Source organism: Pseudomonas frederiksbergensis (genome assembly GCF_003732275.1).
Taxonomy (GTDB): Bacteria; Pseudomonadota; Gammaproteobacteria; order Pseudomonadales; family Pseudomonadaceae; genus Aquipseudomonas; species Aquipseudomonas frederiksbergensis_H.
Window position 1 is genome coordinate 137,720 of the sequence record NZ_MOBM01000005.1, and the last position, 24,623, is coordinate 162,342.

General features: G+C 59.0%; 18 protein-coding genes, 1 tRNA gene and 1 pseudogene. 10 read left to right on the forward strand and 10 right to left on the reverse strand.

The features are described 5' to 3' along the window. Positions 1 to 154: 154 nt before the first annotated feature. Positions 155 to 1,207, forward strand: coding sequence for a hypothetical protein (locus BK662_RS03545; RefSeq protein ID WP_123356752.1), 1,053 nt, complete (start codon positions 155 to 157; stop codon positions 1,205 to 1,207). Positions 1,208 to 1,275: 68 nt separating this feature from the next. Here BK662_RS03545 and BK662_RS03550 read toward each other — a convergent pair whose 3' ends face one another. Further along, positions 1,276 to 2,355, reverse strand: coding sequence for a 3-deoxy-7-phosphoheptulonate synthase (locus BK662_RS03550; protein ID WP_123356754.1), 1,080 nt, complete (start codon positions 2,353 to 2,355; stop codon positions 1,276 to 1,278). 627 nt (positions 2,356 to 2,982) lie between these two features. On the opposite strand from BK662_RS03550, the gene BK662_RS03555 reads away from it, so the two are divergent. The 6 genes from BK662_RS03555 (at position 2,983) to BK662_RS03580 (ending at position 7,513) form a co-directional block, all read left to right on the forward strand. Then, positions 2,983 to 3,741 carry a carbon-nitrogen hydrolase family protein gene (locus tag BK662_RS03555; RefSeq protein ID WP_123356756.1) on the forward strand — a complete coding sequence of 253 codons (759 nt, stop codon included), beginning with the start codon at positions 2,983 to 2,985 and terminating at the stop codon, positions 3,739 to 3,741. After that, on the forward strand, positions 3,742 to 4,185 hold the full coding sequence (locus tag BK662_RS03560) for a GNAT family N-acetyltransferase (RefSeq protein WP_123356758.1): 444 nt from the start codon (positions 3,742 to 3,744) through the stop codon (positions 4,183 to 4,185). A gap of 127 nt (positions 4,186 to 4,312) precedes the next feature. Next, entirely contained in the window at positions 4,313 to 4,954 is a 642-nt protein-coding gene (gene gacA / locus BK662_RS03565; protein WP_008015884.1) for a response regulator transcription factor GacA, read from the forward strand. Between the two features lie 2 nt (positions 4,955 to 4,956). Next, positions 4,957 to 6,780, forward strand: coding sequence for an excinuclease ABC subunit UvrC (gene uvrC, locus BK662_RS03570; protein WP_008066868.1), 1,824 nt, complete (start codon positions 4,957 to 4,959; stop codon positions 6,778 to 6,780). Between the two features lie 33 nt (positions 6,781 to 6,813). Further along, the gene (gene pgsA / locus BK662_RS03575) at positions 6,814 to 7,374 is read left to right on the forward strand and encodes a CDP-diacylglycerol--glycerol-3-phosphate 3-phosphatidyltransferase (protein WP_052964322.1); all 561 of its coding nucleotides are present in this window, start codon (positions 6,814 to 6,816) and stop codon (positions 7,372 to 7,374) included. 63 nt (positions 7,375 to 7,437) lie between these two features. Further along, positions 7,438 to 7,513, forward strand: a tRNA-Gly gene (locus BK662_RS03580). Between the two features lie 170 nt (positions 7,514 to 7,683). Here the strand turns inward: BK662_RS03580 and BK662_RS03585 are convergent. The 3 genes from BK662_RS03585 to BK662_RS03595 all read right to left on the reverse strand — a co-directional run bounded on the left by BK662_RS03585 (position 7,684) and on the right by BK662_RS03595 (position 12,321). Further along, complete coding sequence (locus BK662_RS03585; protein ID WP_123356760.1) at positions 7,684 to 8,619, reverse strand: sulfonate ABC transporter substrate-binding protein; 936 nt, start codon at positions 8,617 to 8,619, stop codon at positions 7,684 to 7,686. A gap of 69 nt (positions 8,620 to 8,688) precedes the next feature. Further along, positions 8,689 to 10,023 (reverse strand): LLM class flavin-dependent oxidoreductase, encoded by a 1,335-nt coding sequence (locus tag BK662_RS03590; protein WP_123356762.1) that lies wholly within the window; start codon positions 10,021 to 10,023, stop codon positions 8,689 to 8,691. A 39-nt stretch (positions 10,024 to 10,062) separates the two neighbouring features. Beyond that, positions 10,063 to 12,321, reverse strand: a complete 2,259-nt coding sequence (locus BK662_RS03595) for a TonB-dependent receptor (RefSeq protein ID WP_123356764.1) — start codon at positions 12,319 to 12,321, stop codon at positions 10,063 to 10,065. Positions 12,322 to 12,527: 206 nt separating this feature from the next. Here BK662_RS03595 and BK662_RS03600 point away from each other — a divergent pair, with 206 nt between their 5' ends. Next, positions 12,528 to 13,574: a LacI family DNA-binding transcriptional regulator gene (locus BK662_RS03600; RefSeq protein ID WP_123356766.1), complete on the forward strand. Its 1,047-nt coding sequence runs from the start codon at positions 12,528 to 12,530 to the stop codon at positions 13,572 to 13,574. A gap of 216 nt (positions 13,575 to 13,790) precedes the next feature. Here the strand turns inward: BK662_RS03600 and BK662_RS03605 are convergent, their stop codons facing one another. Further along, positions 13,791 to 14,165 carry a winged helix-turn-helix transcriptional regulator gene (locus tag BK662_RS03605; protein ID WP_123356768.1) on the reverse strand — a complete coding sequence of 125 codons (375 nt, stop codon included), beginning with the start codon at positions 14,163 to 14,165 and terminating at the stop codon, positions 13,791 to 13,793. Between the two features lie 102 nt (positions 14,166 to 14,267). Between BK662_RS03605 and BK662_RS03610 the strand changes: the two genes are divergently transcribed. Both BK662_RS03610 and BK662_RS35675 read left to right on the forward strand, forming a co-directional pair. Next, positions 14,268 to 15,386 (forward strand): NADH:flavin oxidoreductase, encoded by a 1,119-nt coding sequence (locus tag BK662_RS03610; RefSeq protein WP_123356770.1) that lies wholly within the window; start codon positions 14,268 to 14,270, stop codon positions 15,384 to 15,386. Between the two features lie 408 nt (positions 15,387 to 15,794). After that, positions 15,795 to 15,989 (forward strand): annotated as a pseudogene (locus BK662_RS35675) (hypothetical protein); the annotation flags it as partial. Positions 15,990 to 16,062: 73 nt separating this feature from the next. On the opposite strand, the gene BK662_RS03620 reads toward BK662_RS35675, so the two are convergent. The 5 genes from BK662_RS03620 to BK662_RS03640 form a co-directional block, all read right to left on the reverse strand. After that, entirely contained in the window at positions 16,063 to 17,445 is a 1,383-nt protein-coding gene (locus tag BK662_RS03620; protein ID WP_123356772.1) for an LLM class flavin-dependent oxidoreductase, read from the reverse strand. Positions 17,446 to 17,577: 132 nt separating this feature from the next. Continuing rightward, complete coding sequence (locus BK662_RS03625; RefSeq protein ID WP_259695874.1) at positions 17,578 to 20,163, reverse strand: TonB-dependent receptor plug domain-containing protein; 2,586 nt, start codon at positions 20,161 to 20,163, stop codon at positions 17,578 to 17,580. A 36-nt stretch (positions 20,164 to 20,199) separates the two neighbouring features. Further along, positions 20,200 to 20,697, reverse strand: a complete 498-nt coding sequence (locus BK662_RS03630; RefSeq protein WP_123356774.1) for a RidA family protein — start codon at positions 20,695 to 20,697, stop codon at positions 20,200 to 20,202. A gap of 24 nt (positions 20,698 to 20,721) precedes the next feature. Then, the gene (locus tag BK662_RS03635) at positions 20,722 to 22,296 is read right to left on the reverse strand and encodes a flavin monoamine oxidase family protein (RefSeq protein WP_123356776.1); all 1,575 of its coding nucleotides are present in this window, start codon (positions 22,294 to 22,296) and stop codon (positions 20,722 to 20,724) included. Positions 22,297 to 22,358: 62 nt separating this feature from the next. After that, the gene (locus BK662_RS03640; RefSeq protein WP_123356778.1) at positions 22,359 to 24,491 is read right to left on the reverse strand and encodes a TonB-dependent receptor; all 2,133 of its coding nucleotides are present in this window, start codon (positions 24,489 to 24,491) and stop codon (positions 22,359 to 22,361) included. Positions 24,492 to 24,623 lie beyond the last annotated feature (132 nt).

Sequence of the window (24,623 nt, forward strand, 5' to 3'; positions counted from 1 at the left end):
GCACGTTTCTTCACAATGACCTACCTCTGAAACGTCCTTTTATCGTGCAAGCCGACGCGATTGTCCGGCAGCGCGAATCAGTACCGTGGGTTTCAATAGGCTTCGTTCGATGTCGACCTCAAGTCGGCATTTATTCCAAGGACTGGAGCGTTGAATGACTACTTATGAAGCAGGTAACTTGAATGTTGTAGAGCAATGCCTGGTGGCACCACAGCTGGATCAGGCGGATAACGCCACGCTCGATCCGTCCGACAATAAGGCCATTATCACCGTCGTGCCTTATCCGGACATGGCTTGCGGAGACAAACTGGTCATGTTCTGGTCAGGCATCGATGCAGAGGGTATTGCGTATCGGTATGAGGTATCGCGTTTTGTCAGCGAAGCTCAGGTGGGCAGGGCGATTGTCTTTAGCGTCTCGGCTATGCACATCGCCGCACTGGACGGCGGGTCACTCGAGGTTTATTACACCCTCTACACTGCGCGTCTTCGTGAACCTGTGGAGTCTGGGCGTTTATACCTGAGCGTCGGTGATGCCCGGCCAGATTTGCTGCCTGTGATTATGAACGATGCGGTGGGCGGCACGCTCGATCCGGACAGAGTCGCGCAGGGCGCGCGCGTAACGATCAGGCCGTATGCCCGGATGGCAGCTGGAGATCGGGTCTTGCTGTCCTGGGCAGGTGTTACGCCACAAGCGAGTTTCAACGACACATTGAAAATCGAATCCTTTGCAATGGGCGGCGAACTGTCGTTTTGGGTAAGTCCCGACTGTATCGCACCCAATCTCGGGACAGCCGTCACGATCAGCTATTGCGTCGAGCAGAAGGGCCAGGCGTCACGCTTCTCGGAGCCTGTACAGCTGGTGATCGGCCCGCTGGAACGAGGACCGCTTTTGCCACCTGCCGTGCTGGAAGCCGATGAGGGTTGGCTGGATCTGCAAGATGCGATCGATGGTGTCACCGTCGTGATCGACAATGCTCAGGCCGAAGAGGGGGAACTGGTCTATCTGAAATGTGACGGGGAGCATTTCAGTCATCGCGATGATCGTGAAGTTTCCAGGGAAATGGCCGGTCAACCGCTGGTATTTATCGTTCCCTACAGGTTTTGGCGCGAGCATCAGGACTTGACGGTCCGAGTAGCCTATTCGGTCGAGCGTCTTGACGAGGTGAGCCAGCAGTCCGAAGCCACGTTGGTGCAAGTGCACTCGTAATCTGTTTCAACGTAGTCCGCCTTCCGGTATTCGATTGAAAACCGGAAGGCGGGCATGGGTCACTTTGACTATTGAGTATGACGCTGCGTACGAAGTCGCTCGGCTGCCTGCAGCAACAATTGTTCCGTCCCGGTCCAGCCAAGGCAGCCGTCCGTTACCGACATACCGTAACGTAGCGACGGGCTCAATGGCTGGCAGCCTTCGAACAGATGGCTCTCAATCATCATGCCGACCAGCGAGCGATCACCTTGCAGGCGCTGTTCAAGCACGTCGTTGAACACGGCTGGCTGACGCAATGGATCTTTACCGCTATTAGCGTGACTGCAGTCAACCATGATCCGCGCCGGGATCTTGAGTCTGGTCAAATCGCTGTGTACTTGGGCGATGCTGTCGCGGTCGTAATTCGGCCCGCGATGGCCACCACGCAGCACCAGATGAGTGTCGGGGTTGCCCGGCGTCTGAATGATTGCAGGGTGCCCTTGGCTATCGACGCCGAAATGGCGATGCGGATGAGCGGCCGAGCGCATGGCGTCGCTGGCGACAGTCACACCGCCATCGGTACCGTTCTTGAACCCTACCGGCATGCTCAGGCCGCTGGCCATTTCCCTGTGGATCTGTGATTCGGTGGTACGGGCGCCAATCGCGACCCAGCTCAGCAGGTCGTCGAAGTAACCGGCGGCCATCGGTTGCAGCAGTTCGGTGGCAACGGGCAAGCCCAGTTGGAGCATTTCGCGCATCAATTCGCGGGACAGGGTCAAACCCCCCGCCATGTCGTCGCTGCCATCCAGATGCGGGTCGTAGGCCAGGCCTTTCCAGCCGATCGTGGTGCGGGGTTTTTCGACGTAGGCGCGCATCACTAGCAGCATTTCATCGCTGACTTCGGCGGCCAGCCGGGCCAGGTTGGCGGCGTATTCGAGGGCTGAACGGGGATCGTGAATCGAGCAGGGGCCGACGATGACCAGCAGACGGGAGTCTTCACCGTTGAGGATCGCGCGAACTGCCTGACGGTGGTCGGCGACTTGCCGGGTCAGGGCATTGCTGAGGGGTAATTGCTGTTTGAGCTGCAATGAGCTGGGCAGACGCAAGGTCAGCGCTTCATTGGCAGGGCTCAGGGTGGACAGCGGCAGAGCAGAGACGGACGAGTTCATATTCGGGCTTCCTGGGCTGGCGGCGGGTTCGTTCCCGCGCGCTCGGCCCTACTGGGGTGTTCGACAATTGGCCGGATTGGCTGCGTGTGTGTGCTTGCCACCTGTGGGTGACCGATCGGAGGCGGCAGGCTGTCCCGAGCGGAGGCTGGTAAATCGCCAGGCGGTAAAACTGTCGTAACGGTAGTAAGTGGCGTAGTTCATGTCGTGAATCCTCAAATTGTCTGGTTGACGCTAAAAATGTTCAGGGCTGAAAAAACAAAACCCCCGGTCGGGGAGCCGACCGGGGGTTGAGAATTCTCTGGTGGCGACCCGTTTAAAGTGGGCGCCGTGTGGGTATCAGGCGCGCCAGTGGCTAAACCAATACCCAAAATAAAAGCTGACCGAAGCACAAACGTCATTCGCCCGGGCAGCCGCAACCGGGCGCGGGGCGCTGGCGGTACGAAGCTGTGAGAGGGCGTTGAGCATGGTTTGTCTCCGATGAATGCGCCGAGCTTACTAGAGGCCGGCACGCAGATTCAATCAGAAAATGCTATCGATGATCATGGGCTTTTCTATCGCTTGAGTACGTCGGGGGTTGTGACACACTTTGCGCTGCGCCCAACTACCACAACGTCACAAGGATGAACCATGACGACACTGACCATTGCCGCCGCTCAATCGATCTCCATCGCTGGTGATCTTGCCGCCAACATGGCCTGGCATCGGCGCTTCATGCAGGTTGCTGCGGAACAGGGCGTGCAATTGCTGGTGTTTCCGGAACTGTCGCTGACCGGGTACGAGCGCGGCCTGGCAGCGGAACTGGCCATAAGGCCAGACGCCGGGGTGCTGCAACCGCTGCGCGACTTCGCGAGGGAAGTCGGTGTGACCAGCGTCGTTGGGATGCCGATTCGTCTGTCGGACGATTCGCCGGTATTGATCGGTGCTCTGGTATTGGGCGCCGATGGTTCGCTTGGTGTTTACAGCAAGCAGCATCTGCACCCGGGCGAGGAAGTGGCATTTGCCCCGGGAACGGGCGGTTCGACATTGAAGATCGGTAGCGACACCGTCGCGCTAGCGGTATGCGCCGATTTTTCTCACGCCAGTCACGCGGCAGCCGCGGCACGGCAGGGCGCTGATCTTTACGCTGCGGGCGTGTTGATCACAGAAAACGGCTACGCTCCAGATACCGCACTATTGCAGGGCTATGCTTGTACCCACTCGATGGCGGTACTGATGGCCAACCATGGTGGCGCAACGGGTGGCTGGGAGTCGGCAGGGCGCAGTGCAATCTGGGCGGCTGACGGGACGTTGATTGTGGCGGTGCCGGGTACGGGGAACCTTATGGTCGTTGCTCGTCGCAATGCTGATGGCTGGAAAGGGCAAATCGTCGCTGTGGCGGAGGCTTGAATGGGTTTCGAATTGCGTCCGGCAACGTCTCGTGACCTGGACTTTGCTCGTGACCTGACTTGTCGAAATATGCTTCGCTACTACATTCAACATGAGCTGTTGTGGCTGGACGAGGCCTTCGATGTCGCCTGGGAGGGACGCGAAAACTGGCTGATTGTGCGTGATGACACGTTGATGGGGTATGTCAGTCTGAGCCGTGACGCCAGAGCGTTGTATATCCGTGAATTGCATTTATTAGCAGCGTACCAGGGGCAGGGCGCCGGTTCCTGGACGATCGATCAGGTATTCGCCATGGCGTGCAGGGAACGACGCCCGGCATTGCGTCTGACCGTCTTTGAAAATAATCCGGCAAAAATGCTTTACGAGAGAAAGGGTCTCAAGGTGGTCGGTCAAGACCAGTGTTTCCTGAGAATGCAGCGTGATATCAATGAACTGCATCGCTGAAACACACTGGCGGCAAGCCTCACAAGAAGAATTGACACTTTTTATATGCGGCTTGCCGCTAGGTCTGCCAGTTGCTTTTTGCTAAGGTGTCCGACAACCCAATAAGACCAAATCGCGAGGTGTCTGCTTGATTAGGGTGCTAGTAGTCGATGACCATGATCTCGTTCGTACAGGCATTACACGAATGCTGGCTGACATCGATGGCCTGCAAGTAGTCGGCCAGGCTGAGTCAGGGGAGGAATCCCTGCTTAAAGCGCGTGAGTTGAAACCCGATGTGGTGCTGATGGACGTCAAGATGCCCGGGATCGGCGGTCTTGAAGCCACGCGCAAATTATTGCGCAGTCATCCGGACATCAAAGTCGTCGCGGTCACCGTGTGCGAAGAAGATCCGTTTCCTACCCGGCTGTTACAGGCAGGTGCCGCGGGTTACCTGACCAAGGGCGCCGGATTGCCGGAAATGGTCCAGGCCATTCGCCTGGTGTTTGCCGGGCAACGCTACATCAGCCCGCAAATTGCCCAGCAACTGGCGATCAAGTCGTTCCAGCCAACCAATGATTCGCCCTTCGACGCCTTGTCGGAGCGGGAAATCCAGATTGCGTTGATGATTGTCGGCTGTCAGAAGGTGCAGATCATTTCCGACAAACTGTGCCTGTCGCCAAAAACAGTGAATACCTACCGTTACCGTATTTTCGAGAAGCTTTCGATCAGCAGCGATGTCGAGTTGACGCTGTTGGCGGTTCGTCACGGCATGGTTGATGCCAGCCTCTGAAAATGACTGAAATATTCGATCCAAGTGCTTTTCTGTCGACGGTCAGTGGGCGGCCGGGCGTCTATCGCATGTTCGACAGCGACGCGCGCCTGCTTTATGTCGGCAAAGCCAAAAATCTCAAGAAACGTTTGGCGAGCTATTTCCGCAAAGCCGGTCTTGCCCCCAAGACCGCTGCGCTGGTGGGCCGTATCGCCCAGGTCGAAACCACCATCACGGCCAACGAAACCGAAGCCTTGCTGCTTGAGCAGACGCTGATCAAGGAATGGCGTCCGCCGTACAACATCCTGCTGCGCGACGACAAATCCTACCCTTACGTCTTTCTCTCGGATGGCCAGTTCCCACGCTTGAGCATTCATCGGGGCGCGAAAAAGGCCAAGGGCAAATATTTCGGCCCTTATCCCAGCGCAGGGGCGATTCGCGAAAGCCTCAGTCTGCTGCAAAAGGCTTTTTTTGTTCGTCAGTGCGAAGACAGCTTTTACAAGAACCGTGCTCGACCTTGTCTGCAATACCAGATCAAGCGCTGCAAGGCGCCGTGTGTGGGATTGGTGGAGCCCGAGGTGTATGCCGAAGATGTACGCCACTCGGTGATGTTCCTTGAAGGGCGCAGCAACGCCCTGGCGGACGAGTTGTCTGCGGCCATGGAGGAGGCGGCGGTCAACCTCGAGTTCGAGCGCGCCGCCGAGTTGCGTGACCAGATCTCATTGCTGCGTCGGGTCCAGGACCAGCAGAGCATGGAAGGCGGGACGGGCGATGTTGATGTGATTGCGGCGTTCGTCAACCCAGGTGGCGCCTGCGTGCATTTGATCAGTGTGCGCGGTGGCCGGGTGTTGGGGAGCAAGAACTTCTTTCCGCAGGTGGGTATCGAGGAAGACGTTTCCGAAGTCATGGCAGCGTTCCTCGGCCAATATTTCATCAGCAGTCCGGAGCGCGACTTGCCGAGCGAGCTGATCGTCAACGTGGTTCACGAAGACTTTCCGACCCTGATCGCAGCCATCGAAGAGCTGCGCGGTCGCGAACTGACCATCAGCCATCGAGTGCGCGGCACCCGAGCACGCTGGCAGCAATTGGCGGTCACCAATGCCGAGCAAGCGCTGGGCGCACGTCTGGCTAACCGACAACACGTTGCAGCACGTTTCGATGCCTTGGCCGAAGTGCTGAAACTGGACGAGCCGCCGCAACGTCTCGAGTGTTACGACATCAGCCATTCCAGCGGTGAGGCCACTGTAGCCTCCTGTGTAGTGTTCGGCCCGGAAGGCCCGATCAAGTCCGACTACCGCCGCTACAACATTGAAGGCGTTACCCCGGGCGATGACTATGCTGCGATGCACCAGGCCCTGACCCGACGCTTCAGCAAATTGAAGGACGGCGAGGGCAAGTTGCCGGACATCCTGCTGGTCGACGGCGGTAAAGGTCAGCTGTCCATGGCCCGTGACGTGCTTAACGAACTGGCTGTGCCAGACCTGATTCTCTTGGGTGTGGCCAAGGGCGCGACGCGCAAGGCCGGTTTCGAAACCCTGTACCTCAACGACGCGGCCCATGAATTCACCTTGCGCGGCGATTCCCCCGCGCTGCATTTGATCCAGCAGATCCGCGACGAAGCCCACCGTTTCGCGATTACCGGGCACCGCGCACGTCGTGGAAAAACTCGCCGCACGTCTACACTTGAGGGCGTTGCCGGCGTCGGACCAACACGTCGACGCGATTTGTTGAAACATTTTGGTGGATTGCAGGAGCTGTCTCGTGCCAGCATCGAAGAGATCGCCAAAGCACCCGGAATCAGCAAAAAGCTCGCAGAGTTGATTTATGCAAATCTGCACAGCGAGTAGAATGCCCAACTCACCTCGTAGCCAGTTGTGCCGATGAATATCCCTAATCTGATTACCGTTCTACGCGTCCTGCTCATCCCGATCTTCATTTTGCTGTTTTATTTGCCTTACCACTGGAGCTATTTGGCGTCCGCCTCGGTCTTCGCATTTGCCGCCGCGACCGACTGGCTCGACGGGTATCTGGCCCGTCGTCTGGAACAAAGCACGCCGTTCGGGGCCTTCCTCGATCCTGTTGCGGACAAGCTGATGGTCGCCGTTGCCCTGGTTCTGCTGGTGCAAGAGCATGGCAATCTGTGGCTCACGCTGCCGGCCGCCGTTATCATCGGTCGCGAAATTGTCGTCTCGGCACTGCGCGAGTGGATGGCCGAGCTCGGTGCCCGCGCCCATGTAGCGGTGTCGAACCTGGGCAAATGGAAAACCGCCGCGCAAATGCTGGCGCTGGTGATCCTGCTGGCCAATCCTTCGGACTTCACCTTCTGGGTCCTGATGGGTTACGCCTTGCTGCTGGTGTCTGCTGGCCTGACGTTGTGGTCCATGGTCCAATACTTGCGGGCTGCCTGGCCGCATCTGAAGACCGACGTGGAAAAGAAATAAAACTTTTTTGAATCAAGGGGTTGACGGGGCATCAGGATTCTATAGAATGCGCCTCACCAAGACGCGGGAATAGCTCAGTTGGTAGAGCACGACCTTGCCAAGGTCGGGGTCGCGAGTTCGAGTCTCGTTTCCCGCTCCAAGATTCAGAAAAAAGCCACTTAGATGAGTGGCTTTTTTTTGCCTGTAAGATGCCTAAGCGTTTGATGCGCTGTGCTAGACGTTCGAGCATTCCTGCTGGGATCAGCAAACTCCCAGGCCAAACCCACCCGATGATCCGGTACCTGACGCGTTGACCAGGCCAGGTCTGCATCAGTTTGCTGACGTCCAGACTGCATCCTTCACGTCCAGTCGTTTAGGCAACAGCTTGTTGGCATAAAACAGATCTGCCGTGGCCTGCTGCGCTTCGATGATTTTTTCATCAATAGGCAGTACCGGTGACGGCGGCCGATTATCCACGTAACGAGCGATCACGGCTTCGGGCAGCCCCATGGATTGAGTCAGCACCCGAAGGCTTGCTTCGCGTTGGCTGCGAGTCAGGGCTTCGGCTGCGGTAAGCTCATCGAGCAGTGCATGCAGGAAAGCACCGTGGTTTTGGGCAAAGTCGCGCCGGGCGGTGTAGACCGGGCCGGAGAGGCCCAGTCCTTCACCGTTGGCGAGTACGCGGCCGCCGTTCTGGCTCAGGGCCAGTGAAGCGTAGGGGTCCCAGATCGCCCAGGCATCGACGCTACCTTGTTCGAATGCCGCGCGTGCATCTGCGGGAGGTAGGTAGATCGGCTGGATGTCTTTGTAGCTCAGACCAGCCTTGTTCAAGGCGCGCAGGATCAGGTTGTGTGAACTGGAGCCTTTCTGGAAGGCGACTTTTTTACCTTTGAGCTGGGCAACGTCGTGCAGTGGGCTATCACCGCGCACCAGGATGGTTTCGGCCTGGGGTTTGGCCGGCTCGGCGCCGATGTACACCAGGTCGGCACCGGCCGCCTGGGCGAACAGCGGTGGGATGTCGCCCGTGGAGCCGACGTCCAGCGCGCCGATGTTCAGTGCTTCGAGCATCTGCGGCCCGGCTGGGAATTCGATCCACTTGAGGGCAGTCTGCCCGAAGCGTTTTTCCAGGAGGCCGTGTTCCTTGGCAAGTACCAAGGCGATCGAGCCCTTCTGGTAACCGATCCTCAGCGTCGCGGGGTCCGCCGCAGCGATGTGGGTCAGGCCGAGCAGGGCAAGACCTGCACAGATTTTTTTCAGAAATCTCATTGTCGTCTCTCTTTGCAGTGCCGGAATTCTAGAGGTCGCTCCCGGCATTGGAGGGGTTAAGGTTGCTTGTCAGGCCGATACGAACCTGTTGCCCGGGCGCGCCAGGCCAAGGTTTTCCCGTAGGGTTCGGCCTTCGTACTCACGGCGAAACAGCCCGCGCCTTTGCAGTTCGGGCACCACCTGCTGCGCGAAGTCTTCCAGCCCACCGGGCAGGTGTGGGACCAACACATTGAAACCGTCCGCTGCGTCGCTTTCGAACCAGTTCTGCAATTCATCAGCAATTTGTCCCGGTGTGCCGATCAGGCTGTAATGCCCACGGCCACCGGAGATTCTGCGGCCCAATTGCGCCAGGCTGAGGTTTTCCGAGCCAGCCAGGTCCATCAGCAGTTTCTGTCGGCTTTGCTGGCCGCTCTCGGTCAGCGGGAGCTCAGGCAATGGGGCGTCCGGCGGGTAACCGGATAAATCGAAGTTGCCCAGCATTCGCCCAAGCAGTGCGATGCCGACTTCGGGCTCGACCAGCGCCTGGAACTCTTCGAACTTCTCCCAGGCTTGCGCTTGCGTCTCACCGACCACGACAAACACCCCCGGCATGATTTTCAGCGAGTCAGGGCTGCGTCCGAACGCTTCCAGGCGGCCCTTCAAATCGGCATAGAAAGCCTGGGCATTGGCCAGTGATGTCTGCGCGGTAAACACCACTTCAGCGGTTTGCGCCGCCAGCTCCCGGCCGGTTTGTGAAGCGCCGGCCTGGACGACTACCGGTTGGCCTTGTGGGGAGCGGGCAACGTTCAGCGGGCCTTTGACTTTGAAGTATTCGCCGCTGTGATCCAGGACATGCCGCTTGCCTGGGTCGTAGTACTGACCCGAAGCCTTATCTCGGATGAAAGCGTCATCTTCCCAGCTATCCCAGAGGCCGGTGACGACTTGGTGAAATTCCCGGGCACGACGGTAGCGCTCGGCGTGACCGATGTGTTCTTCGCGGCCGAAATTCGCCGCTTCCGCGGCAGCGTCGGAAGTCACTAAATTCCAGCCCGCGCGGCCGCCGGACAGGTGATCCAGGGAGGCAAAATTACGCGCCACAGGGTAGGGCTCGTTGTAGCTCGTCGTGGCGGTAGCGATTAGTCCGATGTGCTCGGTGACTGCGCTCAGGGCCGACAGCAGGGACAGTGGCTCGAAGTGATCCGAGCGCGCCATGCGGCTGGCCACTTCACCCGTCGCCGCGGCGACGCTGTCGGCGACAAACAAAGCATCGAATCTGGCCGTTTCAGCGATCTGGGCCAGATGTTTGTAGTGTTTGAAATCCAGCCCTGCGTCGGCTGGAACCTGTGGATGGCGCCACGCCGCGACATGGTGCCCGGTGGCCATCAGAAAAGCGCCCAGTTTGAGTTGGCGGGTTGTGCGGGTCATAGCCAGTTCCTTGATCAATCGTTGAGCGCGCGTAACGGCTTAAAAATCCTTGCGCACTTGCACACCGAAATAACGCTCGTCGTCCCGAGGCACAGCCCGGTAGATGTAGTTGCCACCACTGGCCAACAGCGGTGAGTAGGGTTTGTCGGCGAGGTTTTTGCCCAGCAGCGCTACGCGCCAGCCTTCGTTGTAATCGGCCAGGGCAATGCTGGCATTCCAGATGCCGTAGGCGCCCTGTTTGGTATCCGGATTTTGGCTAATGTCGTACTGCACTTCGCTCTGCCAGCTGTAGTCGGTCCCCACTTCAATATCCAGGCCGTTGTCCAGCGGAATGCTGTAGTCGGCGCGCACGTAACTCTTCCAGTCCGGGCTGTACGGCAGCGGTTTGCCGTTGACGTTGCACGAAGCCGCTGCGCCCGCTGGGCAGGCGAACTCGTCGATCCGGGCGCGTGTGTAGGCCAGGGCGCCGGAGAACTTGAGTTGTTGAGTCGCCTGTAACGTGTAATCCAGTTCGACCCCTTCGGTACTGACGCTGCCAGCATTGATCAGGCGAGTCACCACTTGACCTGCGACGGTGTCGAAAAAGTTTGCCTGGTAGTTGTCGTAGTCGCTGTGGAACACCGCTAGATTGGTGGTCAGGCGATTGTTCCATGAGGTCGCCTTGATGCCGACTTCCCAAGTGTTGGAGGTTTCCGGTTTCAGCGCTTCGGTATCGCGTGGTTGCATGTTGAAGAACACGTTGTAGGCCGGGCCTTTATAACCTCGCGAATAGGTCAGGTAGGTAGTGACCGCGTCGCTCAAGTCGTACTGAACGCCGAGTCGACCGGACCAGCCGTCTTCGTCCACTGAGCCTGCGCTGCTGGTATCCGGCTGAATGCCGCTGACAGCGGTGGCCGAGGTGGAGACACGGCGGTGATCGTATTCCAGATCGTCGTGAGTCCAGCGCAGGCCGGCGATGCCGCGAAAGTCCGAAGTGAAATTGAGGGTGCTTTCGCCGAACACCGCATAGCTGTCGCTGGTGGTGCTGTAGTCGGCGACGCCACGATTGACGGTGGTGGGGATGGTCAACGTGCGCCGGTAGGTTTCCTCATCCTTGCCGTGCATGTAGAACAGGCCGCCAACGTATTCCAGGAACTGGCCTTTGGGCGAGGCCAGGCGCAGCTCCTGTGAGTACTGGTTGTAGTCCAGCTCGCCTTTGTCGGCGGTGCCGGGGAAGGCCGTGGTGATGGTGCCGAGACGGTCGCCGTCCTGGTACTGGGTATTGTCCCAACCGCGCCAAGCCGTGATGGACGTCAGGGTGTAATCGCCAAGGTTCCAGTCGAGCTGGCCGGACAGCCCCTTATTGATGTCGTCCACATGGCTGCGGGTATCGGTATTTATATCGCGGTTGTCACTGCTGGCTCCTACCGGGTTCAAGGCATTGGCGAACGCCGGGGTCAGGGCTTTGCTGACCACGCCATTAGGTGCGTCGTCATGGGACTGCATGTAGTCGGCCGCGAGGGTGAAGGTGATGTCGTCGTTGGGGGTGAACGCCAGCTTGCCGCGCAGGCCCTTACGGTTGTAGCCGTTGACTTCCTGACCGTTGTGCTCGTTGTCGACATTCCCATCGTAGCTGCCGAACAGGGTAGTGATCGAACCCTTCAGGGTGTCCGGAATCAGGCTGCCGCCAATGCCGAAACGGGTGCGGCTTTCATTGCCGCTGTAGTAGGACTGGTCGATGTAACCGTGGGTTTCGGCGGTGGGCGCCTTGGTCACGATGTTCAGCACACCGGCCGAGGCGTTCTTGCCGAACAGCGTGCCCTGCGGGCCGCGCAGCACTTCGATGCGTTCCAGATCGAGAAGGTCGAGGGTGGCCTGGCCAGGGCGGCCGTAAACCACGCCGTCGATCACGGTTGCCACCGTTGGTTCGACGCCGGGGGAGGTGGAAATGGTTCCGACCCCGCGGATGAACAGCGAGGTGTCTTTGTTCGACGCGCCGGTACGGAAATTCAGCGACGGCACCTGTTGGACGATACTGGCTACGCCGTTGCGGTTGTCACCCTCCAACTGTTCGCCGTCCACCACCGAAACCGCCACCGGGACTTTTTGAAGGGATTCTTCGCGGCGGGTGGCCGTGACGGTGACTGCCTCCAGGGTCAGCGGTTGAAGCTGGGCGGCTGCGGTCCTGTCCGCGGCAATGGCATAGGGCAGCGGCAACGCTGTGAGCCCCGCCAGTAACAGGCCGAAACGCTGCTGGCGTGGCGTGGCGGCGCGTATCGAACGCGCCAGCTTTTGTTGTTCCCCAAGAATGTAATGCATCGTTGTGCCTGCTTGGAAGTTGCCCTGAACCGCCGCTGACCTTTAGCCACGGCGCCTTGAATTTGTCTTGGGCATTCGCTCGAGCGAGTAGCAGACAGAACGCTTTGGTAGCGCTACCATTATCAGTATTGGGAAAACCGTTATAGATCGTCAAATACTAAAAAATTATCTTTATATTCTTTTAACTTATTAACAAGGATCCCTCCTTGAGTATTGAAAAGACTCCTGGGCGCAAGCGCCGCGGCGCCGGACGCGTGACGTTGAATACGGTGGCCAAGCACGCCGGCGTCTCGGCTATCACCGTCTCGCGTTATTTCAACCAGCCGGAGCAGGTCTCGCCCGAGCGTCGCGAGCGGATCGCGGCGGCGGTCAATGAGCTGGGTTATGTACCGAACCTGGTGGCCGGTGGGCTGGCGTCGGCGCGGGGCAAGATCGTGGCGATGGTGATCCCGAACATCTCCGGCCCGATCTTCGCCGACACCCTTCAAGGCTTCAGCGACACCCTCAGCCTGCACGGTTACCAGCTGCTGCTGGCATCGAGTTATTTCTCACTGGAACAAGAGGAAAACGCGGTCCGGGCGTTCCTTGGTTGGTCACCGGCGGCGCTGGTGCTGACCAGCCATTACCACAGCGCCGGCACCGAAAAAATGATCGCGGAGGCGGACATTCCGGTGATTGAAACCTGGGATTACCAACCTGAACGTGAACCGGTGCAGATCGGTTTTTCCCACTATGAAGTCGGTGTAACTGCCGTTCGTTATCTGCACGGCAAAGGTTATCGACGCATCGCTTTTGTGCAGAACAGCATGGTGGGAGACCTCAGCGCGCAGGAGCGTTGCGACGGCTACGCCGCGACATTGCTGGCGTTGGAGCTGGAGCCATGGGTGTTTACGCCGGACGCCGGCCGGGCGCCGTTCGAAGCAGGCAAGCAAGCCATGGATGCGTTGATGAGCGAGGCCTTGCGTCCCGACGCGATCATTTTCGCCAACGATAACCTTGCCGCTGGTGGCTTGTTGGCCGGAAAAAGGGCCGGGCTGAACATCCCCGAAGATTGCGCGGTGTTTGGCTTTGGCGATTATCCATTTGCCGAAATGCTGTTGCCGAGCCTGAGCACCATCAAGCCCCCGGCGCTGGAAATTGGCGTTCTGGCCGCCACGCGTGTACTGGAGAGTCTGGGCCGCCTGCCGGTGGAGGATGACGTATCGCGATTGAATCTGCTGGCTTGTCGTGTGATCGAGCGTGAGAGCGCATGAGTGGTATTTATATCCATAAAAATTGCATAACTGGATAACCCAATATTCATGTCGACATGGACGCCGGAAAATTACGCTGCGCCATCAGCTCGATTTGAAAGAGACAACTGCGCAATGGCCTCGCCCCTTCACGTGCTCTGAGTCCGATACGGCTACCACTTGAACCCGCAGACGGGGCATGACAGCATCGGCGAGTCAATAAAAAGAACCACCCCGTCAGCTTACCTCCGTGGCCTCGTCAAACTTCAACCGTGCCGCCTCAACCTCGGGCAATTTATCGAGCGTCCATTTATGCAATTCGCGAAATGGCTGCTGCAATGTTCGGCCCAGTTGGGTGATCTCATACTGGACTGCCACAGGCGAGAACGAAATGACCTTGCGCGAGACCAGACCATTTCGTTCCATCCGTCGCAGGCACTGTGTCAGTGCCTTCTGAGTTACGCCCTCCAGGCGGCGCCTGATGGCATTAAAGCGATGCGGCCCGTCATCAAGCACCGCCAGAACCATCATTGACCACTTATCTGCGATTTGGTCGAACAGCGCCCGGCTTGGGCACTCCGACGAAAAACATTGCGGCTTTAATTCCAGCATCGAAGTTTCCTCATGTATACCTAGGCGACTCTAGGTGCCTAATTGACATTTGGTTTACAAAATATACTTATATGGCTTCCGAAAGCAAATGGAGTCCATCCAATGTCAAACCTTGATACCAGCATTTTATTCCGTCCTTTTTCCATCGGGTCGCTTGAGCTGAAAAACCGGATTGTCATGGCGCCGATGACCAGGCAATTTTCGCCAGAGGGCATCCCCGGCGAAGGGAGCGCTGCATACTACCGGCGGCGCGCTGAAGGTCGGGCCGGATTAATTTTGTCAGAAGGGACCGTCATCGATCGTCCCGCTTCACGTAACGGTTCCGGCATTCCTTTTTTCCACGGTGAAGCAGCGCTGGCCGGATGGAAGAACGTGATCGATTCTGTCCACAATGCGGGTGGCCGTATGGGGCCGCAACTCTGGCACACCGGTGCAGTGCGTGACGTCAGCGGCTGGGAGCCTGATGCGCCAGTTGAAAGCCCATCTGGCCTCGATTCGCCAAACGACCCGCGCGGTGTGGCGATGAGCGAAGAGGATATTGCAGATACAGTTGCTGCTTTTGCCAAGGCAGCAGCGGATGCCAAACGCCTGGGTTTCGACACCGTTGAGATCCATGGGGCTCATGGTTATTTGATCGATCAGTTCTTCTGGGCCGGCACCAATCAGCGCACCGATCGTTATGGCGGACCGACGATCAAAGAGCGCTCGCGCTTTGCCGCTGAGATCGTGTCTGCCGTTCGTCATGCGGTCGGCCCCGAATTCCCTATCATCATGCGCGTCAGCCAGTGGAAGCCGCAGGACTTTGGGGTGCGCCTCGCAGAGACCCCTGCATTAATGGAAGACTGGCTGCTGCCGTTGGTCGAAGCGGGTGTTGATGTTCTGCATTGCTCGCAGCGACGCTTCTGGGACCCTGAGTTTCCCGAAATTGATGGTGAGAACGGGCTGAACTGCGCGGGCTGGGCGAAGAAAGTCACTGGGGCCACAACCATTAGCGTCGGTTCGGTCGGGCTGGATAACGATGTTACTCACGCATTCGCCGGCAAGGGATCAACCCCTGCGAGTCTGGATCGACTCGTCGAGCGTATGGAGCGCGAAGAGTTTGATCTGATCGCTGTAGGGCGTGTTCTGCTGAGTGACAAGGATTGGGTCGCCAAAGTGGAACAAGGCGATTACGCGGATCTGAAGGGCTTCAATCCGGCATCTTTAGCCGAATTGGTTTGAGCCTTACACCGGAGTGAAAGTGTGATGCCACACAGGTTTTAGTCTGAAGGAGTCAGAGGTCTGGCCTCGGATGTTGTGAGGTCGATATCGTAATCTGTTGTTGAGTGCGCCATGACTGTTTCAATGACCGAACAGGTTAAGGCCACTCGACACCCGCGCAAATTAGGATTGCGTTGCAGTGTGGCCCGGGCATTTACGCGCAGGCTACACAGCGTCGCCAATTAATGTAGCGCTGGATTCTTCGTGGCTACCTGGGCCTTTCGGAACCAGCCTTGGTTTTAACGTGTAATCCGAAGCTTTGGCTATGGCGCGACGTCATCGCCAATCACATCGGCCGCCTAGGCGTGGTCGCAATGGGAGATGCAGACGGTTGTCCTCGCTAAATACCCACTGGTTCGCCCGTATTTCGAAGAGCTGCCGGGAGCGGAATTGAAAGTGTCCCTTGAAAGAGCCACCGCTGCGCCGCTGCCCCGTGAGTTGCAAGGGTAGATCGAGCTTTCCCGGTTGAATCTGCAGCCAGGCCGTGAGCATCCATTGTTCATCTGCGCCCGGCAGCGCGATCAATCTCGAGTCTGGACCTCGGCGCTGTTTCTTACGCTGTAAACGCTGATGTCTCGCAACGTTTTTCTTGAACGTTCGGCGACTGCTTGATAACGCTTGAGCAGTCGCCTTCGGGCTATAGCGCCTTGCCGAAGCGGAATGAAGCACCATAAGCCGAGTCGGGTAAATGGCTGCGGCCGTCTTCCCTTAACCTGGACCTGAAGGTACCGCTTTGCGGCTGGGTTCTGTAGAGGCCGCGCTTCTGTAATTCGGGAATGATCAACTCCACGAAATCTTCGAGTGTGCCAGGACTGATCAACGGATTGATCATGTAGCCGCTGGTGCCGGAAATGCGTGCGTGTTCTTCGATCCGGTCGGCTACCTGTTGTGGGGTGCCCACCAGGATCAGGTCGCTGCCGCGGGTAACTTTGGCAAAACGTTGCTTCACATCCCCGGCGGTCAACGGCTTACCACTGCCATCGGGGTGCATGACATAGGACGTCAGCCCTTCGGTGTGAGTCGACAACGCATCGCTGTCGGCGTAGCGACTGATATCAATGCCCGTGTCGCCCGCATAACTGACCAGTTGCGCTTGAAGATGGTAGTTGCTTTGCAACGCGTCATATTTGCGCTGCGCTTCAATTTCGGTTTTGGCGGTGACGATGCGCAATACAGTCAGGGACTTCACATCCTCACGCTGGCGACCGAGAGCCTGGGCCTTGGCCCATATGTCCTCCAGGCCCAGGCGGATTTCCTGAGGGTTGGACTTGGCAATGAAGATCAGTTCGGCATGCTTGGCGGCGAACTCGCGACCGCGACCCGACCAGCCGGCCTGGATCAGTAGTGGTGTGCGCTGCGGCGACGGTGAGGTCAGGTGCGGCCCGGCGACTCGATAGTGCTCGCCGACGTGGTTAATCGGCCGTACCCGATCACCTCGAGCATACAACTGACGAGCTTTGTCCGCGATCACCGCATTATCGGCCCAACTGCCTTCCCACAGTTTGTACACCACATCGAGAAATTCTTCGGCGCGTTCGTAGCGGTCGTCGTGTTTGATCATCTGTTCAAGGCCGAAGTTACGCGCGGCGCTGGACAGGTAAGAGGTCACGATGTTCCAGCCCACCCGGCCGTTGGTGAGGTGATCCAGGGTGCTGAAACGCCGAGCGTGGGAGAAGGGGTGTTCATAGCTGGTGGTGACCGTGACGCCGAACGCTAGGTTTTTGGTGACCGCGGCCAGGGCGGGAATGATCATCAGCGGGTCGTTGGCCGGAGCTTCCACGGCCCACTTCATCGCGGCATCGGCATTGCCGCCAAAGACGTCGTAGAAACCCAGCACGTCGCCGAAAAACAGCATGTCGAGGTTGGCCTGGTCAGCAATGCGCGCCAGGTTTGACCAGTAGCCCAAAGAGTTGATTGCCAGACGCTCGTCAGCCGGATGCGTCCAGAGGCTCGGCGCACCTCCACAGCCCACACTGGCTTGTTCGTAAAGTGCAAACAACAGAGGTTTTGGATCGGACATCATGGCTCCTGAACAAATTGAAGAGGCGTATCTGTATCAACTCCAGCGCATAGATTGAAACGCACTATAAAATCAATTTGTACTTCTGTAATAGAATAAGAGCCTTTTGTCAGGCTATATGGAACCTAAGCCTCAGGCGCCATCCTTACCGGTTCGGCATCGCTCAGAATGAATGGCTGCACTTCGAAATACCCTGCGATCTTTTGCTCTTGCTCTGCGCGCCCGAGGAATCAGAAACGCGTATTGCAGGCGGGTGTAGTAGTAACCGCCGGTGAAGCCGAAGGATGAATAACTGCCCCAGTTATCGCCGAACGAAGAGTTGCTTACGCCGATATGGTCGGGGTACTTGTCGAACAGGTTCTGCGCGCCGACGGCGACGGTCAGTTGTCTGTTGATTGCATAGGCCACGTCGAGGTCGGTGATCCATTTGGCCGAATACTCGCGATCAAGGCTTGGATCGCTTGAACTGTTGACCTCGGTGTAGGTGCCATAACGGGTCAGGCGCAGGTTGACGTCGAAGTCGCTGATCGCCCAGTCGGCGGAGAAGATCATCTTGCTGCTGGGTGAAGTTTTGGTAATCAGTGCTCGCGATTGGCGGCCGAGCAACTGGAAGTCGCCCAAGGCGGTCAGTTGTGACGGTGTGTCGTTGACGCTGAGGATTTTCGTGTGGTTGTAGTTCAGCGCCGCAATCCATCTCACCGAGCCGTAGCGGTCCAGGTTCTGCCGATAATTACCCACCACATCGACCCCGGAGGTCCGGGTGTTGGCGCCGTTGGTGAAGTATTGCGCGCCGGCGGTGGCTGGCACGCCAATGCTGTCGAGCAGGCCGGCGACGCCCGGCCCCTGGAAACGTTCGCTGAGCACCAGACGGTCGCGCAGGTTGATGACGTAGCCGTCCACGGTCAGGCTCAGGTCTTCGCTGGGCGTCAGGGCGAAACCGAGACTGAAGTTGGTCGAGCGTTCGGGTTTCAACGACTCGGCCCCGAGGGCTTGAGCGCCGGCCGAATCCACCGGCAGAATCACGTAGTTGTAAGACTGGTAGACACCATTGATGGTGTCGAACCCGGTCGAGCGCGCGGTGAAAATCTGATTGGCCAGCGACGGCGCACGAAAGCCGTTGCTGATGGTGCCGCGTACAGAGAACACCGGGTTGAATTCGTAGCGGGTGCTGAGTTTGCCGCTGCGGGTACCGCCGACGCCTTCGTTGTAATGCTCGTAGCGTGCGGCGACCCCGAGGTACCACTGTTCGACGGGGTAGAAACCCAGGTCGACGTAGCTGGCGACGCTGTTACGGCTGACTTTCTGCGCGTCTTCAGGGCTGATGCCGTTGGTGACCTGAGCCCCCGGATCGGGCCGTTGCCCGGCACGTGGGTGGCCGGCGGGGAACACGTAGCCGCCATCGATGTACGAGGCTTCGGAGCCAGCGCGGGTCTCGTAGCTTTCCCTCCGATGTTCGAACCCGAAGGCCACATCCAGCGGCTTGGCCAGGCCGATTTCATAGCTGTTTTTCAGGTCCAGGTTGCTGGTCAACTGGTCGGCGATGTAGATGCCGGAAGTGAATTTGTTCGGCGTGTTTTCACCCAGCGACGGGTTCTGGTTGTCGTAGGTGCGTTGCTTGGCGTAGTTGCGCCCGTAGGTGCTGCTCAGGTCCCAGGCCCAGCCGCCAAAATCCTCGCCCTTGGCGCCGAACGCGGACTGGAAGTCGGTTTCGTTGATCAGCCAGTAGGGGCTGTAACCGTCGGGGTAACCGTTGGGGCCGGTGGTGATGGTATTGCGGCCGCTGGGCAGGCGGAAGTTCTGGCCGTCGTTGTTCTCCCGCGTGGCCAGGGTCGAGAACGAGTAGAGCGTGACGGCATCGTTCAGCGGCAGGTCGAGGTTGTAGGCGACATCGGCCAGTTGGCTGCGGGGCAAGCCGTAGCCTTTGTAGGTGTGGTGGCTGGCATCGGCCTCGCGCGGGTCGGGCGAGCCGTCGGCCTGCGGATAGTAATGTGCACTGTAGCCGTTGCTGCCGGCCTTGTTGTCGCGCTCCTGGTAGCGGGTGTCGAGCGAGACATTGAGCACGCCGGCCTCGCCGACTTGGAAACCATAGTTGAGCGCTTCCTGCGCGGTTCCGCGTTTACCGTCGTAGCCCTGACCAACCGTCGTGTCGGAACTGCCTCCGGTGGTCTGCTTGAGGATGATGTTGATCACCCCGGAAATGGCATCCGAACCGTACTGCGCCGCCGCGCCGTCGCGCAGCACCTCGATATGATCGATGGACGCCACCGGGATCAGGTCGAGGTCGCTGGGTGCCGCGCCGCTGTTGATGCCGTTGATGTTCAACGTGGCGCTGGTATGCCGGCGTTTGCCGTTGACCAGCACCAACACATGGGACGCGGTCAGGCCCCGCAGGGTGGCCGAGCGAACCACGCCGCTGGCATCCCAACCGGCGCGGTCGGGCAGGTTGAAGGATGGGATGAACTTGCTCAGCACCTCCAACAGGCTCGGTTTGCCCACCGAACGCAATTGTTCGCCGGTCACCACATCGATCGGTGTCGGGCTGGTGGTGACAGTGCGTTGGACGGTGCCACGGTTACCCGTGACGACTACGGTGTCGAGGGTTGGTGAGCCGCTTTCTGCGGCCTCGATGTTGAACGAGGCCAGGCCACAGGCAATCGACAGGGGCAGCAATAACGGGCGGTAGGCAGGCGCGGCAAGGCGCGTTTGGCAGTTGAGCATGAGAGTGAAGCTCCTGAATGTCGGCTAAGGTCCGTGTCACTTCTTGCGAGCGGCGACGGCTTCGATTTCGACCAGCCCGCCCGGTAGCGGCAGGGCTACTACCTGCACGGCGGTGCGTGCCGGTTTGTTCGGTTGCGCGGCGCTGCCGAAGAACGGCGTATAGCCTTCCTGCAACCCGGCGAAATCGAGCTTGCCGCCCTTGGCCGAGTCGCCCACCAGAAACACCCGAAGTTGCACCACATCACCCAGGTCCAGGCCTTGGCTTTGCAGTACGCCTTTGAGCTTGTTGAGGATCGAGGTGGTCTGGGTTGCGGTGTCGCCATAAGCGGCAAAGGAATCCTTCGGCGCTTGCGGGTCGTGCAGGTCGGCGAGTAGGCCGCTGACGAACAACAAATCGGTCTGCGCCGGCACCGACACCGCCAGCGAAATCGGGAAACTGGAGTTGGGCAGGGCAATGCGTTTGATCTCGTCGGCGTGGCTGCTGAGGGCGGTGGCGGTCATGAGGAGTCCTGTGAGCAAAGTCATGGTTTTCATCGGTCAGTCCTTTATTGAAAAAAGTCAGGCGGCAACGCTCGGTTGATGGCGTTCGGCATGGCGGCCGATCAGGGAAACGATGCGCCGCGCCGAGTCGGCGGCGCTGTTCTGCCAGATGCCGACGCCACCATGGGCGAGGGCGTCGCTGGCCAGGTACGTGCGGCCCTGAGGCGCGTTGAGAAGCTGGTAAGCGCTCTCGCCGACCTCGTCGTTGACGATCCACGGGCCTTTGCTGAAGGGCACCTTGGCCCAGTTGATGGCCACTGGTTTTTGCAGCTTGGTGCTGTGGCCGGGGTGCAGCAGTTCGACGGCTTGCCGGGAGGAGGCGAACTGTTCTGCGAGGGATTTTTTGCTGAAGACCTGGGCCGATTCGCTGGTGTTGTAGGCCGCGACTAGAATGCCCTGGGCGCTGTTCAACCGGTCGCTGGGGTACCACAAACCTTTGACTTCATGATCCAGGTACGACAATCCGCCGTAGATGTTGAAGTCGGTTTCCCAGAAACGCTGTGACTGCCAGGCGACCTTGTTTGCCTGATCGCTTTGCGCGCTGAGAATCGCTTGCTTGAACGGCTTGCTGAAGTTACTCGGCAGCTTGGCCAGCAACGGCAGGGGTACCGTGACGATGGCGTAATCAGCGCTCAGCGTCTGAGTGGTGCCGGTCTTGCGGTCCCGGTAGGTGATGCGGCTGCCGTTTTCGGAGGTTTGAATATCGCTGACTTCGGCGTTGAAACGCACCGCATCCTTGAGCTTGTCGTAGAACGCGTAGGGAATCCTGTCCATGCCGCCAACCGGTTGGAACATGGTCGAGGAAAACTCCGGGATTTCATCGAACACCAACGCGCCCCAGAGCTTGGGATTGAGCAGGGTCTGTAGCTCCAGCGGCGCACGGGTGATGCCGGTTTGATCGCCGGCACCGGGGACGCGGGTGTACCCCGAGCGCACCGAGCCCTTGTATTGGAAATCGGCGTTGAGGTCGCCATAGACCTTGAGGAAATTGAGCAGCGCCTTGCGATCGTCGACGCTCAGATCCTGGTCCAGGGCCTTGCGGCTGACGGTACGCGCCAGCAATTCCGATAGTTGGCCACGGGTGTCGTTGACCGCCTGGCGCAACTGGAATGCCGGTTTGGTCGGATCGGGCAAGGCCAGTGCATTGCGGCTGCTGTTGACCAGCACTTGTAGTTCGACGCCCAGTTCGCGGCAGTAGCCGAGGATCGTCTGGTGATGACTGGGAATCCGCGCGGGACCGGCGTTGAAAAAGTGCCCGTCATCGAAGTCGACGGTCTGGCTGACGCCATCGTCGAAATCGACTTTGCTGCCGCGCCGCAGCGTCCAATTACGCCCGCCAACCCGCTCGCGGGCTTCGAGAATGGTCACGGTGAAACCAGCCTTGCGCAGTTCATAGGCACTGACCAGCCCGGAAATACCGGCACCGACCACCACCACGTGTTTGCCTTTGCCACTGCTGCCCAGTTGCAACGGGTTGAAGCTCGCAGCCACGGCTTGAGGCGTGAGCCCCAGTGCACCGAGGGCGCTGACAGCGGCGGAATAGCCACCGACGGCGGCAATGCGGGAAATCAGTTCTCTGCGGGTGAAAGCCATCGTGATGCTCCTTAGCGTTCCAGGTGTGTCGAATCCCGTGTAGGAGTGTTCGTCGTTAGGGGTCAGAGGTCGTAGCGCACAGACAGCAAGAGGGTTCGCGGATCGTTGATGGAGTAGAAGCGGGCGCCGCTGGAGGGCACGTAGCCGACCGATTGCGGGTAGGCGCGGTCGAGCAGATTTTTCACGGCCAGCGTGGTGGTCCAGTGACCGTCGCTGGAGATGTAGCGGGTGTTGGCATTCCAGAAGGTCTGCTGGGGAATTTCCTGGACGTCGTCGTTGAGCGCGTTGGCGTAGGACTTGGTCTGGAACTGCGCATCGGTGCCCGCCAGCCAGGTGCCGGGCAGTCCGGCGGGGATGGTGTAGTTGAGACCGACGCTGGCGTTCCAGCGCGGGGAGAACACCAACTGTTTGCCGTTGGCATCGACACCGGCACCGCTGGCATTTTCGAAGTCGTCGTACTGGCTTTCCAGATAACCGATATTGGCGGTCAGTTGCAGGTCGCGGGTCAGCGCGGTCAGGGTTTCCAGTTCTACGCCATAGGTGTGTGCCTGGCCGACGTTGGTCCGCAAGCTGACACCCAGCGCCGGGTCGTAGGCATTGGTTTGCAGGTCTTTGTAGTCGTTGTAGAACAGCGCGACGTTTGCCCGCAGGCGCTGGTCGAAGAAGTCACCCTTGAAGCCGGTTTCCCAGGTCGTCACGTCTTCCGGCGAGAACGCTTGCTCAGCCGCGGCCCGGGTTGGCGCGCGGTTGTCGTAACCACCGGCCTTGAACCCTTTGGCCACGTAGGCGTACTGGTTCAGGTGCGGTGTCCAGGCGTATTCGAAGCCGAGTTTCGGGCTGGTGGACTGCCACGACTTGCTCGACTCGGCGCTGAAGTTGGTCCCGGTGATCTGCCGATTGGTATTGATCGCGTAGTTGGTGTAGTCGAAGTTCTTGTGTTCGCGGGTAAACCGTAGCCCGGCGATCAGCGACAGTTGCGGCGTGATCTTGTAGCTGCCCTGGCCATACAGCGCGTAGCTTTCGGTGTTGGTCGTGCTGTACTGGCCCTGGCCGATCACCCGGTTGCGCGCCACGGAATAGGTGAGATTGTCGCGGTCGGCTTCGAATTTTTCGCGGTACAGGTACAGGCCGGTGCTGAAACTGAATCGGTCGTAGTCGCCGTTGAGCTGGAATTCCTGGGTGGCGTAGTCCTGTTTGTAGGTGATCAGGTTCTGTTGGATCAGCGCGGCTTGCCCCGAGTTGTCATAGTTCACCGGTTGGTTGAACGCGGAGTAAGCCGTCACCGATTTGAAGTTCAGGTTGTCGTTGATCGTGTAGATGGCACGCAGCACCGAACTGCCCTGATCGAGACGGTTCTTCGGATCGAGGCTGCTGTAGCTCTTGAATTTGTCGAAGTGGCCGTTGGCATCAAACGGCGTGTAGCTGGTGGTGTCGCCACGGTCGAAGGTGCCGGCCAGGGTCAACTGCACATCCCACGGCGAATCGATCGGGTTGAAGCGCAGCTTGCCACGGTACGACTGGATGTCGACGTTGTTCACATCCTCGCCGCGGGTCGGGTTGGAGACGGTGCCGTCACGGGTCAGGCGAATCGCCGAAAAACTGCCGAACAGTGCGTTGTCCACCAGCGGGCCACTGATCAGGAATCGGCCGTTCTGCGCGTTGTAGTTGCCGGCGCCTAACTCGAAGAAACCCCGGGTTTCCTGGGTCGGATCGCGGGTGATCACGCGGATCGCGCCGGCGCTGCTGTTGCGTCCATACAGCGTGCCTTGCGGGCCACGCAACACTTCGACGCGCTCGACGTCGTTGAAGTCGAGCATCGAGGAAATCGCTCGCGGGATGTACAGGTCATCGGCGTAGACCGCGACGGCGGATTCCTGGATCGGATCGGTTTCGCCGATGCCACGAATCCCGTAGGTCTGGGCGCTGTAGGAGATCGACTGGCGGCTGAGGGTCAGGTTCGGCACTTGCCCGGAGAGGTCGCGGATGCTTTTGATCTGCTTGTCTTCCAGGGCTTTTTCGTCGAACGCGGAAATCGCCAGCGGGGTTTTTTGCAGGTCTTCGCTGTGGTGTTCGGCGGTGACTGTGACAACGGGGAGGGCACCATCCATGGTGTTTTCTTCGGCGTGGGCCGACAACCCGAACATCGCCAGCGACACGGCCAGCGTCAGACGGTTTGCAGTGAAGGTGTTGTGCATGGTGAACCCCAGGTGTGTAGATGCAGCGTTGGTGTTGTTATGTTTTTTTCGGGCAAAGCGTTGCCGGGGCCATGATTCGAAAGCCATGGCAGCGGGGGCTTGAGCCGTTTTCAGGTTTTGGGTGTGGCAGTT